This is a genomic window from Methylobacterium longum (genome assembly GCF_022179385.1).
Taxonomy (GTDB): Bacteria; Pseudomonadota; Alphaproteobacteria; order Rhizobiales; family Beijerinckiaceae; genus Methylobacterium; species Methylobacterium longum.
This window is the reverse complement of record NZ_BPQS01000044.1, coordinates 1-14,091: the sequence shown is the minus strand read 5'-3', so window position 1 is coordinate 14,091 and position 14,091 is coordinate 1. Positions and strand designations below refer to the sequence as shown.

Sequence of the window (14,091 nt, the reverse complement as noted above, 5' to 3'; positions counted from 1 at the left end):
GATTTGCTATGGCTGTCGACATGTTCCTCAAGCTGGAAGGCATTGAAGGAGAGACTCAGGACAAGGATCAGAAAAGTAAGAAGTCGATGGACATTCTTGCCTGGAGCTGGGGCGGCTCGCAGTCCGGCACCTCCCACATGGGCTCCGGCTCCGGCGCAGGCAAGGTGGCCGTCCAGGACATCAGTCTGACGAAATACGTTGATCGCGCCTCTCCGACCCTGTTCAAGTTCCTCTGCAACGGCAAGGCCATCAGCAAGGGAACGCTCACCGTCCGTAAGGCTGGCGAGAAGCCGGTCGAATACATTACCATCGACATGGAACAGATCATTATCACCAGCGTCTCGGTTGGTGGGTCCGGCGGCGAGGATCGGTTAACTGAGAACGTGTCCTTAAACTTCCGCAAGTTTACCTACATCTACAAGCCGCAGAAGCCGGACGGCAGCGCCGATGGCGACGTCAAGGTGATCTGGGACATCGCCGAGGCCTCCGAGTGAGGTTGGGCCCCCGGAGGCGCGTCGGCCCCTCGCGTCTCACGTGTGATGCGAGGGTAGGACGTTTCCGGCCGTCGTGCAGGCATGTCGCTGGTCGAGAGCTGGATATCGCAGATCGAGGAACTAAAGGTGGCGGTCCGTGTCCGATCCTCAGTTGTGGATGTGTTCCGCACCGCCTTCCAGGATCGCGACCGAGGCTACGAGGCTCTGGCCTCGGATGCGGACCAGCTGCGCCCGATCGTCGGCCGTAAGTCCACCGTGGCCGGGGTCGTGTCAGATGCCGAGTTGCTTCAGAGCGTGTGTCGCGATCTCGGAACCCTGCTCAACGCCGTCAATTTCGCAGGTGGCACCGATCTCACGGCTTTCCCCCAGATCCATAGTTCGATCCTAAATTTTGGGTTCCCCGACTTGGCCCATCGTTCGATCGACAAGGGAACGATCACCCAGATCGGCGCGGAGCTGGCGGCGGCCCTCTCGATGTTCGAGCCGCGCTTGGCTCGCGACTCGATCCGATGCGTCTGCGATGAGCGCGTCGAGGCCGACATGCTTCGGATCCGCTTCATCGTCTCGGCGGATCTCGATTGCGACCCGCTGAACGTCCCGGTGACGTTCTTCGCCGACCTTGAGCGGGATACCGGCAAGATCCTGGTCCAGCGCCGATGAATCAGGAGTTCCTCGACCTCTACAATCGCGAGCTGGGCCTTCTGCGGGAGCAGGGCCGGGAATTCGCCGAGGAGTTCCCGAATCTCGCCGAGCGCCTTGGCGGGTTGCTCGAAGAGCGATCGGATCCCATGATCCTGGGCATGCTGGAGGGCGCAGCGTTCCTGGCCGCCCGCGTTCAGCTGAAGCTGAAGCACGAATTCCCCGAGTTCACCGCCAACCTGCTCGAACAACTCGTCCCGAACTACTTGGCCCCGACACCCTCTGCGCTGCTGGTGCAGGTGAAGCCGGTCTTTGGCGATGCAGCTCTGCGGGAGGGGCGCCAAATCCCGGCCGGATCGCATCTCGACTCTATCTACCGCGAGGCGCAGCGCCAGATCTCGTGCCGATTCAGCACGACCGCCGACCTGACGATTTGGCCATTTGAGCTCGTCCAGGCCGAGTATTTCGCCTCGCCCGGCCCTCTACAGGCGCTCGGCATCCCAACGGGCTCAGAATGCGTCGCGGGCCTGCGGCTTAAATTCCTCCACCGCACCGCGCCGCGCCGGGAGGAGGAGATGCCCGACAAGGTCGCCACCCAGGAACCGGCAAGCTGGGCCGCTGGCTGTCGGATTGAGCGCCTTCCGATCTATCTGGTCGGCCCGGAGGCCGAGGCCACTGCGATCTTGGAGCAGCTGCTCGCGAACCGCATCGGCCTGTTTTTCCGCATCCTCGACGCGACCGGCGACCCCGTGGTGATCCCCGGTTCCCTGGACGCCCTCCTGCCGGTCGGCTTGGGCGCCGAGGAATCGCTCGTCCCGAACGACCTGCGGGTCTTCGAGGGCTTCGATCTCCTGCGGGACTACTTCCTGTTTCCTCGCAAGTTCCTCGGTTTCGAGGTCGCTGGCCTCGCCGCGGTCATGCCCCGGCTCCGGGCACGCACCTTCGAGATCATCGTCACGTTCGACGAGGCGAATGCCCGCCTCCCGGCAGCCGTCAAGACCGAGGCTTTCGCGCTGTACGCGGTCCCCGCCGTCAACCTGTTCCAGATGTCCCTCGACAGAGTGCCCGTAGTCGCGCGCCAGCATGAGTTCCACCTCGTTCCCGACCGCAGCCGCAGCCTCGATTTCGAGGTTCATCAGGTCCTCGAGGTCCACGCCCACCGGGCCGGTTTGTCCCACAAGATTGCGGTTCCGCCGCTCTATGCCGCCTCTCGCGAGGGCGGCAGAGAGCCCGGTCTGGCCTACACGATCCGCCGTCTCCCGCGCCGGAGGACGGGCGCCGAGCGAAGCTACGGATACGTCTCGGATTATGCTGGGACGGACGTGTTCCTGTCCCTCGTCGAGCCCGATCGCCTCGACGACGAGCGCAGCGTCGCTGAACTCAGCGTCCGCGCCCTCTGCTCAAACCGGCACCTGCCGGAGCAGCTTCCGGTAGGCGAGCGCCTGGTCGATTTCCACTTCCTCGACGACGCCTCCCTGACGGTCATATGCCTGAGCGGACCGACCCGCCCACGCGAGGCCGTGGTCGCATCCCTGCGCAGCCGCACCGAGACCGCCTTCACCGGCTCGGTGGCGTGGCGGCTGATCAACATCCTGAGCCTCAACCATCTCGGGCTCGTCTCGCGGGGGGCCGGACGCGGCGCCGAGGCCCTGCGTGAGGTGCTCATGCTGTTTGCCGACCTCAGCCAGGGCTCCACCGAGCGCCGCATCCGGGGCGTGCGGGCCATCGACAGCCGGGCCGTGAACCGCCGGCTCCGCCACCGGACCGGGACTGGCACCGCCCGGGGCACCGAAATCACAATCTTGCTGGAGGAGAAGGCGTTCGAGGGAACGGGCTGCTTCCTACTCGGCCTAATTCTTGATCGGTTCTTCGCCGAATATGCCGGGGTAAACCACTTTACGCAGACGGTGCTTTGCACGGTCGAGCGCGGCGAGATCATGCGCTGGCCGCCCCGGGTCGGCGCTAGGCGGCCCCTGTGAGCGCCGCGCCCGAGACCCTCCGCGCGGCCCTAGAGGCGGAACCCTACAGGTTTGATCTTCTCTGGGTGATGCGCCTGATCGAGCGCAGCTTTCCGGATATGCCGCGGATCGGCGACAGCGCCAGCCGCGATCAGGATTACCTTGCTCTCGGCGAGAACCCGTTCCTGGCCTTCCCCCCCTCCACCATCGAAGCCGTGGAGACCGATGTGCAGGGGCGCCTGCGCCTGTTCGTGCGCTTCCTTGGGCTCCTGGGGCCGCACGGGCCGCTCCCGCTCCAGACCACGGATGAGACCTACGGGTGGTGGAGCAACGGCCATGCAGGCTTCCCGCGTTTCCTCGATCTCCTGAACCACCGGTTCCTCCAGCTATACTACCGAGCTTGGGCGGATGCTCGGCCGGTCGCGCAAGCCGATCGGCCGGATCAGGATCGCTTCGTCGACTACATCGGCAGCGCGATCGGGCTCGGGTCGGAGATCTTCCGGGGACAGGATGCGGTCTCGGACGCGGCGAGGCTGAACTTCGCCGGGCTCCTCGGCCCGAAGGCCCGGTCCGCGTCGCGGTTGCGCCAAGCGGTCGAGGGTTTGTTCGGCATCCGCTGCGAAGTGGAGGAGTTCGTGGGCACCTTCCTGCCCTTCGATCGCGCCGACCAGACGCGGCTCGGGAAGTCCTTCGCGGGGCTAGGCGTCGATTGCTTGATCGGCGCGAGCGTCTTCAGCATTGAGGACACGATCCGGCTGCGGCTTTACGCTCGCGACCGCGACGCGTTCGAGGCGTTCCTGCCGACGGGACCGCTCTGTACGCCTTTGGCGGACCTTCTCTACTTCTATCTCGGCAGCGAGATCGACTGCGAAGTGGAGATCGCCCTTCCGAGACGGGCGGTACGCCCGCTCCAGCTCAACCAGGAGGCAGGGGGGCGGCTCGGCTACACCACCTGGATGGTGAGGACGCAGGACGCGGACGCTGAGGGATATCGCTGCGATGCGAGGTTGAACCCGGCGGAGCGCGCCCGGCGCCCCGCCGATGCAGAACCACAGGGGGACCGACATGGCCGACATCAGTCTTGAGACTGTCACCGGCAAACTCAACCGCGTCGGCTACGAAGCCTTTTTCCAGGCCTTGCGCCACGCCAAGGGGGCCGGCAACCGGAATGTCGAACTCGGCCACTGGCTGCTCCACCTGCTGCAGGGCAGCGGGACCGACATCGCCCTGACCGCGGATGCCTACAAGCTCGACCGGGCGCGGCTGCTCGGCGAGATCGAGCGAGCGGTCTCCGGCCTGCGCCGCAACGAAACCGAGATGCCGGGCATCTCCAACGCCGTGGTCGACCTGCTCGACCGGGGGTGGCACTACGCGACCCTGTTCTTCGGTGAGACGCAGATCCGCACCGGCCACATCTTGGTGGCCGGGCTGAAGGCCCCAGAGCTGCGCCGCGCCTTCCTCGCCCTCTCGCAGGAATTCGCCAAGATCCCGGTCGAGGCGCTCAGCGCAGAGCACCGGGGCCTCTGGGGCCGGTCGGACGAGGAAACCCTGCGGCCCATGGACGGCTCGGGCGTTGTCGCGGCCGGGACGCCAGGGGCGGCCTCCGGCGCGGCGAACGGCAAGACAGCGCTTGATCGCTTTTCGCAGGACCTCACCGCCCGCGCCGCGAGCGGCGAGATGGACCCGATCCGGGGACGCGACGAGGAGATCCGGCAGCTCGTCGACGTGCTGATGCGCCGCCGCCAGAACAACCCGATCCTCACGGGCGAGGCCGGCGTCGGCAAGACCGCCGTGGTGGAGGGGTTTGCCCAGCGGATCGCCTCGGGCGACGTGCCGCCCTCGCTTAGGGGCGTGCGGCTCTGCGCCCTCGATATCGGGCTGATGCAGGCCGGGGCATCGATGAAGGGCGAATTCGAGCAGCGGCTCCGCTCAGTCATTGACGAGGTGCAATCCTCCCCTCAGCCGATCATCCTTTTCATCGACGAGGCCCACACCCTGATCGGGGCTGGCGGCGCCGCCGGCACGGGGGACGCGGCCAACCTGCTCAAGCCTGCGCTCGCCCGGGGCACACTCAAGACGATCGCGGCGACGACCTGGGCGGAGTACCGCCAGTATTTCGAGAAGGACCCCGCCCTCACGCGCCGGTTCCAGGCAATCCAGATCGGCGAGCCCGATGTAGCCCGCTGCTGCGACATGGTGCGCGGCCTGCTGGCGCCGATGGAGAAGCACCACGGCGTCCGCATCTCCGACCGGGCAGTGGTGGCCGCCGTCGAGTTCTCGCACCGTTACATCCCCGCCCGCCAGCTTCCCGACAAAGCGGTGAGCCTGCTCGACACGGCCTGCGCCCGCGTCGCAATCAGCCAGAGCGCGACCCCGGCGGCCATCGAGGACGCGCGGGTGGGCATCGCCGCCCTGGAATCTGAGCGCGCGGCCCTGATCGCGGACCGCGACCTCAACATGGCGGACGAGGAGCGTGTCGGCGAGATCGACGCTGAATTAGTGGCGACGCGAACCAAGCTGACGGAGCTCGACGGGAAATGGTCATCCGAGCGCAGCCTCGTCGACGAAATCCGGGCGTTGCGCGAGGCCCTCGGCCGCGCGGAGCCTGACGTGCAGACGCAGCGCGACACGCTGCGCGACCGCTCCGAGGCCCTCGCCGCGATCGATCCGGAAGGGCGCATGATCTACGCCCATGTCGACGAGCAGGCGGTGGCCTCGGTCGTCTCCGATTGGACCGGCATTCCGGTCGGTCGGATGGTGCGCGACGAGATCGAGACCGTGCTCCGCCTGCCCGCAATCCTGAACAAGCGCGTGGTCGGCCAGTCGCACGGCCTGTCGATGATCGCCAAGCGCATCGAGACCAACCGGGCCAAGCTCGAGAACCCGAACAAGCCAATTGGCGTGTTCATGCTCTGCGGCCCCTCCGGCGTCGGCAAGACCGAGACGGCGCTCGCCCTCGCCGAGGCCCTCTACGGGGGCGAACAGAACATGATCACCATCAACATGAGCGAGTTCCAGGAGGCGCACACCGTCTCGACGCTCAAGGGCGCCCCGCCCGGCTACGTCGGCTATGGCGAGGGCGGCCGGCTCACCGAGGCGGTGCGGCGCCGCCCCTACAGCGTCATCCTCCTCGACGAGGTCGAGAAGGCGCACGGCGACGTACACGAGATCTTCTTTCAGGTCTTCGACAAGGGGGTTATGGAGGACGGTACCGGCCGGCGGATTGACTTCAAAAATACTCTCATCATCCTGACTTCGAATGTCGGCACTGATCTCCTCATGCAACTGGCGCAGGATCCCGATTACGTGAGCGATCCCGCAGCGATGGCGGCAGCTCTGCGTCCGCAACTCCTCAAAGTGTTCCCAGCCGCGCTCCTCGGTCGGATGGTGACGATCCCGTATCTCCCGCTCTCGCCGGAGATGCTCGGAGGCATCGTCCGGCTCCAGCTGGACCGAATCGGACGCCGTATTCGCGACAACCACGGCGCAGGGTTCCGCTACGACGACACCGTAGTGTCCCAAATCGTCTCCATGTGCAACGACCCCGACTCGGGGGGTCGAATGATCGACAACGTGATCACGGGCACCATTTTACCGGACGTTTCTGTGAAAATACTAGGCCATATTCTCCATGGCGACAAAGTATCGTCCATCGAATTGGCGATGAGCGAGGGTAAGATCGAGTGCCGAGTACAGGGCGGAGCGGACGCCGGAACGACGCGGGATCAGCCGTAAGCTGCTCCGAAACCGAGGAGGCTTGGAATGTCCCCCAAATCGCTCCAGGTCGGCCACTACAACGCCAATACCTTCCGCAAGAAGTTCGTGGAGGTGTTCGCGAGCAGTCCCAAATACGATCCCAAGGCACTGAACGATGTTCTTGTCCTTATTGACATGATCGGTCGCGATCCTTGCATCATCGATCGGCGATGGGCCGCCTACATGCTCGCCACCGTGATGTGGGAGACAACCTCGCTAGAAACCCATTACGTCCAGGCAAAGGACAAGAAGGGCCACCCACTCTTCAATAAATTCGGTCGCCCGATCATGCTGAAACGTAAGGCATGGGTCTACAAGATGGCTCCGGTCGATGAGGTCGAAAACGGTAGGGGTCGACGCTACCACGAACCGGTCAAAGTCATGCTTCTGGACGGCGGCGGGGCGCGGATTACCGAACCGGACGGCGATCAGTTTAGCATATCGAAATCTGGTCTCATCCGGAGATTGACGAAACACGCGACAATGGGATCACGAGACGGGGGCCCGCATCATAAGCCTTCGATCAGGCTTCGGGACAGGAACATGCGTATTTCGGGCGCGGGTACGTGCAACTGACCTGGTGGTCCAACTACGCTACGATGAGTGTCGCACTCAAGCGCGGCCTCGACTTGCTGCTTCACCCTGAGCAGGTCAAAACCCCACGAGTCTCCTATGAAATTATGTCCTACGGCGTGCGGACGGGGTTCGGCTTCGCAAACGGGCACAAATTCAACACTTATTTTCGCGGAGAGTTCTGCGACTACATAAATGCGCGGAAAATGGTCAATGGATTGGATCACGCCGATGAGATTGCGGAAATTGCCCAGAAGTTGGAATATATCTTAAATAAATCTACTCTCAGCTAAGGGACTCTGGCGACCATATTCGATGAACAGATTATCTAGACATCTCGGCATGTTTTCGGTGATCCGGGGAAGGTCGGGAATGTGGCGTCATCGTTCGATTGACTTTCTTCGGGCTGGGATGGCCGCAAGTATCTTGAGCCTGTGCCCGGGGCTCACGTCCGCGATGGCGGCCAAGGACGAGGTTCGATGCGGCTGGTTCGATAATCCAAGTCCGGGCAATGCGACGCTTTACGATCGGGACGGTGAGTGGACCGTCGCGATGCAGGGCGGCCATCAAGCGGAGGGAGATTGGCCACCCAATTTTGCCCCGGCCCATTATGTGAAATCTAGGAACGCTAGCTACGGTTATGGTTGCGCCTGCTTCACAGCGACTTTCGACAAAGCGGAACATGTAGTCATCGCCATAAAATTATCGAGCTCCCGAGACCTCAAAACCTGTCGATCCGATCAAAAACTCAAGCAGCTTGAGGAAAAAATTCAGATCAATCCTCGCTGAAGTGGACGTGGGTCCGATGCAAGCAGATGCTATGGGGGGTCTCGCTGCCAGACAATGCCCGATTGACAGTCAAACTTTAACGCCGCCGTTGCGAGGTTTATCATGCCGCAGGGAAACCGGTTCGAACAAGTAGACGAAGCACCCGATGATGCGATGACCCTAATTTTAAGCCGCGACGGAGACCGCCTGGCCGGCAAGTTCCTGTGCCCCGCCTCCGTCACCGGCGGCCGCCTGCCGAAAGATTTTCGGGGCGCCGAGATGCCGCTGAAGGAGGCATTTCGGGCGGCAGTCAAGTTCGCCAATGATTTCAAAGTGCCGATGGTCGTCATCGATCCCGACGGGCTTTGGCAGCCGGAATGGGGCTTGCTCGAGCGCCAAGGCGACTCGGCGGAGTGACTGGATGTTCGAGGCACTGATTACGTGGGTCAACCTCGGCGCTTTCCGGCCTAATCATCCCGACCGCGCGATCGCCATGGCCTTCGTTTTCCCACCACATCCGTCCCGTCGCGAAGCAGACGGTCATGCTCGACGATGGGCACTGGCTCCAAGTCATGCCGAACGAGATTTCGCTGATCGGCGTCGTCGGGAGTGACACATTCATTTGCTTCAAGCGACAGGGCGAGCCCGGCACCGGAGAACTCATGAAATCCTACACGACCGAACGGATCATGCGCTAACCGACAGGCTCATTCATCCAATGGAGGCTCGCGCGATACAACTTGTACAGTGCGGGCTGGGACGTCTTCAATGGTCCCACGCGCATCACCGTTGCCTCGGCCCGAGCCTGAGCGTTACGCACGGGACTGAAGTCTTCGGGGCGGGACGCATTTCAGGCCCCGATCAGCACGGTCGGCAAGCCAGTCGTAATCACGCCTCCGTGAGTGGTCGGGTCGCCGATCCGCGCTGCGGGTTGGCCGCCGATCAGCACGGTCGTGGACCCTTTCAGGATCGAGTCGACTGGCCCAGTGCACTGAGCGAGGTCCCCGACCCGGGCAGCGGCGATGCCGCCGATTAGCACGGTCGGCATGCATGGCGGCAAGATTGGCCCGCCGACATGCGGCACGAGCACCGTCACCATCGGGCAGGTGTGGAGATCCGTGATACGGGCCGCAGGCATACCCAAGGCAAACTCTCCAACAGGCACCAAGCCTGATGACACTATCCGCTTCGGGCTTATTTCGGCAACATCTCGCCGCCGTGCCATCGCCGGTGATGAGCGGACGCGGTGAAACGTCGAGCGGATGGCCCAAATTGCTGTCGCGCACGCGATCACTGAGGGAGAGGCGCTCCCTTGGCTCGGCCTTGTACTCGCGGCAACGATTATCGCGACCAGCCGGCGTGATCTGGCGCGAAGGAAGTTCCACTTCGGCACAGGCCGTTGTCCAGATGCCATACCGATTTGGAATTGCCGCGATGGCCATCCACAGCCAGTCTCAATTGGGGTACACTCACGCATCGCGGACACGGTGGGCTGTTCCGTGAATTCCGTGGGGAAGGGCGGCTGTGAGGCAGGCGTCGACAAGGATCGGTCGGGTATCCGGCGGCAGCCGCCGCTCGGCATCGGCGCGGCCGTCGTTCCGCGTGGCGGCTTACTTCGTCGCGCCGCTCTTGGTGTGGGCGGCCGTTGCCTCCTGGTTCGCCTATTCTGGCGACCGGGAGAGCAAGCGCTTGGCAGCCGAACATGCGAACCAGAAGGTAGCCTACGAGGACAAGGTGCGGGCGCTGACCCGTCGCCTCGTCGGCGTCGCGAGCCATCAGGTTCTGGAGCAGGATGGTCTCGCGGGGCGGATGGCGGACATCGTCACCCGCCAGGTTGACCTTGAGAACCGCCTCGCGACGCTCAACGCCTACGCCCAACGCGTCGCTGAGCCCGGCCGTGCGCCGACCGAAACGCCCGCCCGCGAGCAAGCTCCCGCCACGGGTTCAAGCGGGGGCGAGCCGAACGTGCTGCAACTTGGACGCTCGCGCGAACTCGGAAAGTCCGGGACCGGACAGCGCTCGGACCTTGGAGGCCCTGGCACCGATGCGGGATCGGGGCGGGTGCGTGCGCTCCTGGCACTGCCGACGCGCGAGCAGTTTGCAGCCCTCGAAGCCTCCCTCGACAGCGTGGACCGGACGGAGGCGCGCGTCCTCGGCAGCTTTGCCCAGCGGGTGCGGGATGGGATCGGCCTCCTGCGCGGAGCCCTCACCGGTCTCGGCGTCGCCATGACGCTTCAGCCTGTGGCGGCGATCGCAACAGCAACAAGCCCGAGGGACGCGTTCGAGGCAGCCACCCGTGCCCTCGAGGCGGCGTTGGCCGAGCAGCAGCGGTGGCGTTTGGCCGCCGATCAGGTTCCTTTGCGGCGTCCCATTGAGCAGGCGGAGCGGCATCTCACCAGTAATTTCGGCCAGCGCAAGGACCCGTTCACCGGCGCCGCGACGATGCATGCCGGGATGGATTTCCGGGCCCCGGTCGGCACCAAGGTGCGGGCCACCGCCGCCGGCCGGGTCATCACGGCGGCACCGACGGGCGGATACGGCAACCTTGTGGAGATCGACCACGGCGGTGGGGTGGTGACGCGCTATGGCCATCTCTCCGTCTACGCGATCTCCGCCGGGCAGGCAGTGCAGCCAGAGACGGTGATCGGTCAGGTCGGCTCGACCGGGCGCTCCACCGGTCCGCACCTCCATTATGAGACGCGGGTCAACAGCGTTGCGGTCGATCCTTTGCGCTTCCTCCAGGCTGGCTCGGTCCTTCCGAGCATGGGCGCGGTCTCCGAGATCGGTGAACCGCATGACGCGGCTGGCGAGGAATCAGAGGATTAATGCCTTACCACCGTAATCCGTCGGCGCGACAGGCGCCCATGACGAGACCCGCGGGAATGACCGAATTCCACGGCTGGATCGGCGCATTTTTATGCGTTGAAACCGCTGCTGGACTTGTAGGGTAGCCATGCAGGCGCGCAGGCTCCTCGTCATGATCGTCAGCCTCGTGCTGGCTTTGACTGTGGATGGTGCGCTTGCCGCACCGGCGGAGCGGCGCGTCGCATTTGTAGTGGGCAATGCGAACTATCAGCGTTTCCCTTCCCTGCCCAATCCGCGCAACGACGCCGAGGACGTCACGTCGGCGCTGAAAAAGGCGGGGTTTCAAGTCTACGGCGGCATCGATCTGACCCGAGAGACGTTGCGCGATCAACTCCGGCAATTCGCCCGCGCTGCGCAAGGGGCCGATGCGGCTCTCGCTTACTATGCAGGTCACGGGCTTCAGTACAAAGGCCGCAATTACATCGTCCCAATCGATGCCAAGCTCCAAGACGAGTTTGATCTGGAATACGAAACTCTCCGGGTGGATGATATTGTCGGCGAACTCAGCCGTGCCGACGGAGCACGAATTCTTATTCTTGATGCCTGTCGTAATCTTCCGCTGAAGGAGCGCAGCGACCGCAATCCATTCGATACGGGCCTGGCCAAGATAAGCGGTCGCGGCCTCGTCGTGGCCTATGCAACCCAGGCCAATGCACTGGCCTATGACGGAACAGGGCGCAACAGCATCTTCACAAGCGCCTTCCTGAAGATCATCGACGAGCCAGGCCTGGACCTCCCACAGTTCTTCCAGCGCGTTAGCATCGCCGTCGACACCCAGAGCAGGGGTCAGCAAACACCAGAATTGTCTCTATCCTATCCAGGGAAATTTGTTTTCAACCGAAGCGAAACCGATCGCGACGTCTGGCGCAAGATCCGCGACAGCAGCGACCCTGTCGTGCTGCGCGACTTCATCAAGCGCTATCCAGAGAGTGATTTCGTTGATCTCGCAAAGCTCCGACTGAAGCTCCAAGACGATTGGAGGCTCCTCGAGGCGCAACAGGAGCAGCGGAAGAAGGATGCGGAGGTACGCCGCAACGCCGAACAGGCTGCTCACGAAGCCGAGGCGAAGATGCGCATCCTCGCTGAGGAACAGGTCGAGAAGACTAAGCGCGCCGAGGCTGCGCGCCTGGCCGACGAAGCGCGTCAGCGCGTCCTCGCTGAAGAACAGATCGAGAAGACTAAGCGCGCCGAGGCTGCGCGCCTGGCCGACGAGGCGCGTCAGCGCGTCCTCGCTGAGGAACAGGTCGAGAAGACTAAGCGCGCCGAGGCTGCGCGCCTGGCCGACGAAGCGCGTCAGCGCGTCCTCGCTGAAGAACAGGTCGAGAAGACTAAGCGCGCCGAGGCTGCGCGCCTGGCCGACGAGGCGCGTCAGCGCGTCCTCGCTGAAGAACAGATCGAGAAGACTAAGCGCGCCGAGGCTGCGCGCCTGGCCGACGAGGCGCGTCAGCGCGTTTTCGCTGAGGAACAGGCCGAGAAGACCAAGCGAGCAGCGATCGCAGCACAGGAAGCCGAGTTGGAGCAGGCCGCCGTGAAGGCGCGTCGGCCTGCGTTCGCCGATAACGTGCACATCACACAGGACACTCGGAAAGCGGAGCTTCCTACAAGTGTCGGGGCGCAAAAGTCGGAAGGCATGGTCGGTCCAGACCGGCAGGGAATGGCCGATTTTGCGGCTGGCAACAACAGTCAAACGGCTGGTCCGACAGCATTAGCGGTTGCGGACCACCCGGAGGAGCGCATCGCTTCGCTTGAGGCTCCCAGTACGGGAACTGACACGATCGCGAGCAAAGCCCTCGGTGAGGCACGCTTAGCCTACAACACTCTTCAGCCCTCTGTTCAGACGACCAATCCGACCAGCCAGAGTGCCTTCCCCGGTGATGCGATCACACGAGACCGCCTCGTGCGCGAAACCAAGTCCGAACTCGGGCGAATAGGCTGCATCGACGAAAGACCGAATCAGGTTTGGAACAGTAAATCCCGGGAAGCGCTGGCGCGCTATGCGCGGCACGCCAAGCTACAGCCGCCCCCGCTTGAGCCGACCCAGCAAATCCTTCAAGACCTGCGAGGACGTCCCGCTCATTTCTGTCCGCTTCTATGTGGGCCCGGGCAGCACGCCAACGGCAATCGGTGCGTCGCTATCGAGAAGCCGAAACCTCCGGCGCCTGAGCCCAAGCCTATAGCACGTCGTCCGAAGCCGGAGCCCAAGCCCATCGTTCAAAGGCCAAAGCCGACGCCTGAAGCGAGTCGTCCCAAGGCAAAGCCGATCCGTGAGGCCATACGCCCGAAACCCGCCGTCGCAATGCCGCGCCCGACCCCTGCGCCTCCGCAAGCGCCAGTTTCGTCGGCGGCGCGGCCGATGATAGGTATCGGCTTTTGATGAGCGTACTTCTGACTGCACTCGCCTTCGACCTCGCTGTCCCGGCAGCCGACCTACAGCGCTTCTGAAGACCAGCATCTGCTCAGGACGTCGGCGATGACGCAGCTTTCGTCAGTGCCCATCGGCCGCACGCCCGGATAACGCTGGAGGAGCAGGCCACCCTACCTCATTAGACGGAACCCATCCTTGTGGTTCAAGAGCGGCTCGCCGGTGGCACACCAGGTCCAATTTGAGATCGCTGTCACGCGCCGACAGCCGTAGGCCGGTCGCACGTCTGTGACGGTGCGGATGATGGCCAGAATGGCGTAGTCGTCGGTGCGGCGATAGGCATTGCGAGGGCGCGCCCCGCCCTGTAGCCGCTCTATCAAATCGGAGCGGGCGACGTCGATCACGGAATTCGCAGGGAAGAGAACGGCACGGGATGCGAAGTTCAGGTCCTGTGATGGCGACGGACGTGCCGTTTCCTTCGGAGCGCCTGAGAGAGACCACGGCAATCTGGGCCTTCTGGGATTGTACCGGGGGAGCAAACGACCGGTGCAACGCGTCGCACAGGACTAGAGCGTTTTCGGTTTAATCGGGGTCGTATCCTGCGGCGGCGAAGAAGTTGGCGCACTCGTCGGGGGTGATGGCATCCACCAAGCGGCCGATGGCGGCCCAGAGCCCT

Annotated in this window: 13 protein-coding genes; 12 read left to right on the top strand and 1 reads right to left on the bottom strand. The window is 63.8% G+C overall.

Features of this window, described 5'->3' with window-relative positions:
* The first annotated feature begins 8 nt into the window (after positions 1–8).
* From MFF58_RS24825 to MFF58_RS24780, 10 genes are all read left to right on the top strand, one after another.
* Positions 9–494, top strand: coding sequence for an Hcp family type VI secretion system effector (locus MFF58_RS24825; RefSeq protein ID WP_238291703.1), 486 nt, complete (start codon positions 9–11; stop codon positions 492–494).
* Positions 495–620: 126 nt separating this feature from the next.
* Positions 621–1,154 (top strand): type VI secretion system baseplate subunit TssE, encoded by a 534-nt coding sequence (tssE, locus tag MFF58_RS24820; protein ID WP_238291702.1) that lies wholly within the window; start codon positions 621–623, stop codon positions 1,152–1,154.
* The gene (gene tssF, locus MFF58_RS24815; RefSeq protein ID WP_238291701.1) at positions 1,151–3,112 is read left to right on the top strand and encodes a type VI secretion system baseplate subunit TssF; all 1,962 of its coding nucleotides are present in this window, start codon (positions 1,151–1,153) and stop codon (positions 3,110–3,112) included. Before tssE ends, tssF begins: the two co-directional genes overlap by 4 nt.
* The gene (gene tssG / locus MFF58_RS24810; RefSeq protein ID WP_238291700.1) at positions 3,109–4,176 is read left to right on the top strand and encodes a type VI secretion system baseplate subunit TssG; all 1,068 of its coding nucleotides are present in this window, start codon (positions 3,109–3,111) and stop codon (positions 4,174–4,176) included. The genes tssF and tssG overlap by 4 nt, the downstream gene beginning before the upstream one ends.
* Complete coding sequence (tssH, locus tag MFF58_RS24805) at positions 4,157–6,826, top strand: type VI secretion system ATPase TssH (RefSeq protein ID WP_238291699.1); 2,670 nt, start codon at positions 4,157–4,159, stop codon at positions 6,824–6,826. Before tssG ends, tssH begins: the two co-directional genes overlap by 20 nt.
* A gap of 27 nt (positions 6,827–6,853) precedes the next feature.
* Entirely contained in the window at positions 6,854–7,423 is a 570-nt protein-coding gene (locus MFF58_RS24800; protein WP_238291698.1) for a hypothetical protein, read from the top strand.
* The gene (locus tag MFF58_RS24795; protein WP_238291697.1) at positions 7,414–7,713 is read left to right on the top strand and encodes a lysozyme family protein; all 300 of its coding nucleotides are present in this window, start codon (positions 7,414–7,416) and stop codon (positions 7,711–7,713) included. Before MFF58_RS24800 ends, MFF58_RS24795 begins: the two co-directional genes overlap by 10 nt.
* A gap of 49 nt (positions 7,714–7,762) precedes the next feature.
* Positions 7,763–8,209 carry a DUF4087 domain-containing protein gene (locus tag MFF58_RS24790; RefSeq protein WP_238291696.1) on the top strand — a complete coding sequence of 149 codons (447 nt, stop codon included), beginning with the start codon at positions 7,763–7,765 and terminating at the stop codon, positions 8,207–8,209.
* Positions 8,210–8,311: 102 nt separating this feature from the next.
* A complete protein-coding gene (locus MFF58_RS24785) occupies positions 8,312–8,605 on the top strand; it encodes a hypothetical protein (RefSeq protein ID WP_238291695.1) in 294 nt (97 codons plus the stop codon).
* A gap of 125 nt (positions 8,606–8,730) precedes the next feature.
* On the top strand, positions 8,731–8,886 hold the full coding sequence (locus MFF58_RS24780) for a hypothetical protein (RefSeq protein WP_238291693.1): 156 nt from the start codon (positions 8,731–8,733) through the stop codon (positions 8,884–8,886).
* Positions 8,887–9,038: 152 nt separating this feature from the next.
* Here MFF58_RS24780 and MFF58_RS24775 read toward each other — a convergent pair whose 3' ends face one another.
* A complete protein-coding gene (locus tag MFF58_RS24775; RefSeq protein ID WP_505744322.1) occupies positions 9,039–9,326 on the bottom strand; it encodes a PAAR domain-containing contractile injection system baseplate protein in 288 nt (95 codons plus the stop codon).
* A 386-nt stretch (positions 9,327–9,712) separates the two neighbouring features.
* Here MFF58_RS24775 and MFF58_RS24770 point away from each other — a divergent pair, with 386 nt between their 5' ends.
* Positions 9,713–11,014: a M23 family metallopeptidase gene (locus tag MFF58_RS24770; protein WP_238291692.1), complete on the top strand. Its 1,302-nt coding sequence runs from the start codon at positions 9,713–9,715 to the stop codon at positions 11,012–11,014.
* A 151-nt stretch (positions 11,015–11,165) separates the two neighbouring features.
* Positions 11,166–13,427, top strand: coding sequence for a caspase family protein (locus tag MFF58_RS24765; protein WP_238291691.1), 2,262 nt, complete (start codon positions 11,166–11,168; stop codon positions 13,425–13,427).
* The last annotated feature ends 664 nt before the right edge of the window (positions 13,428–14,091 follow it).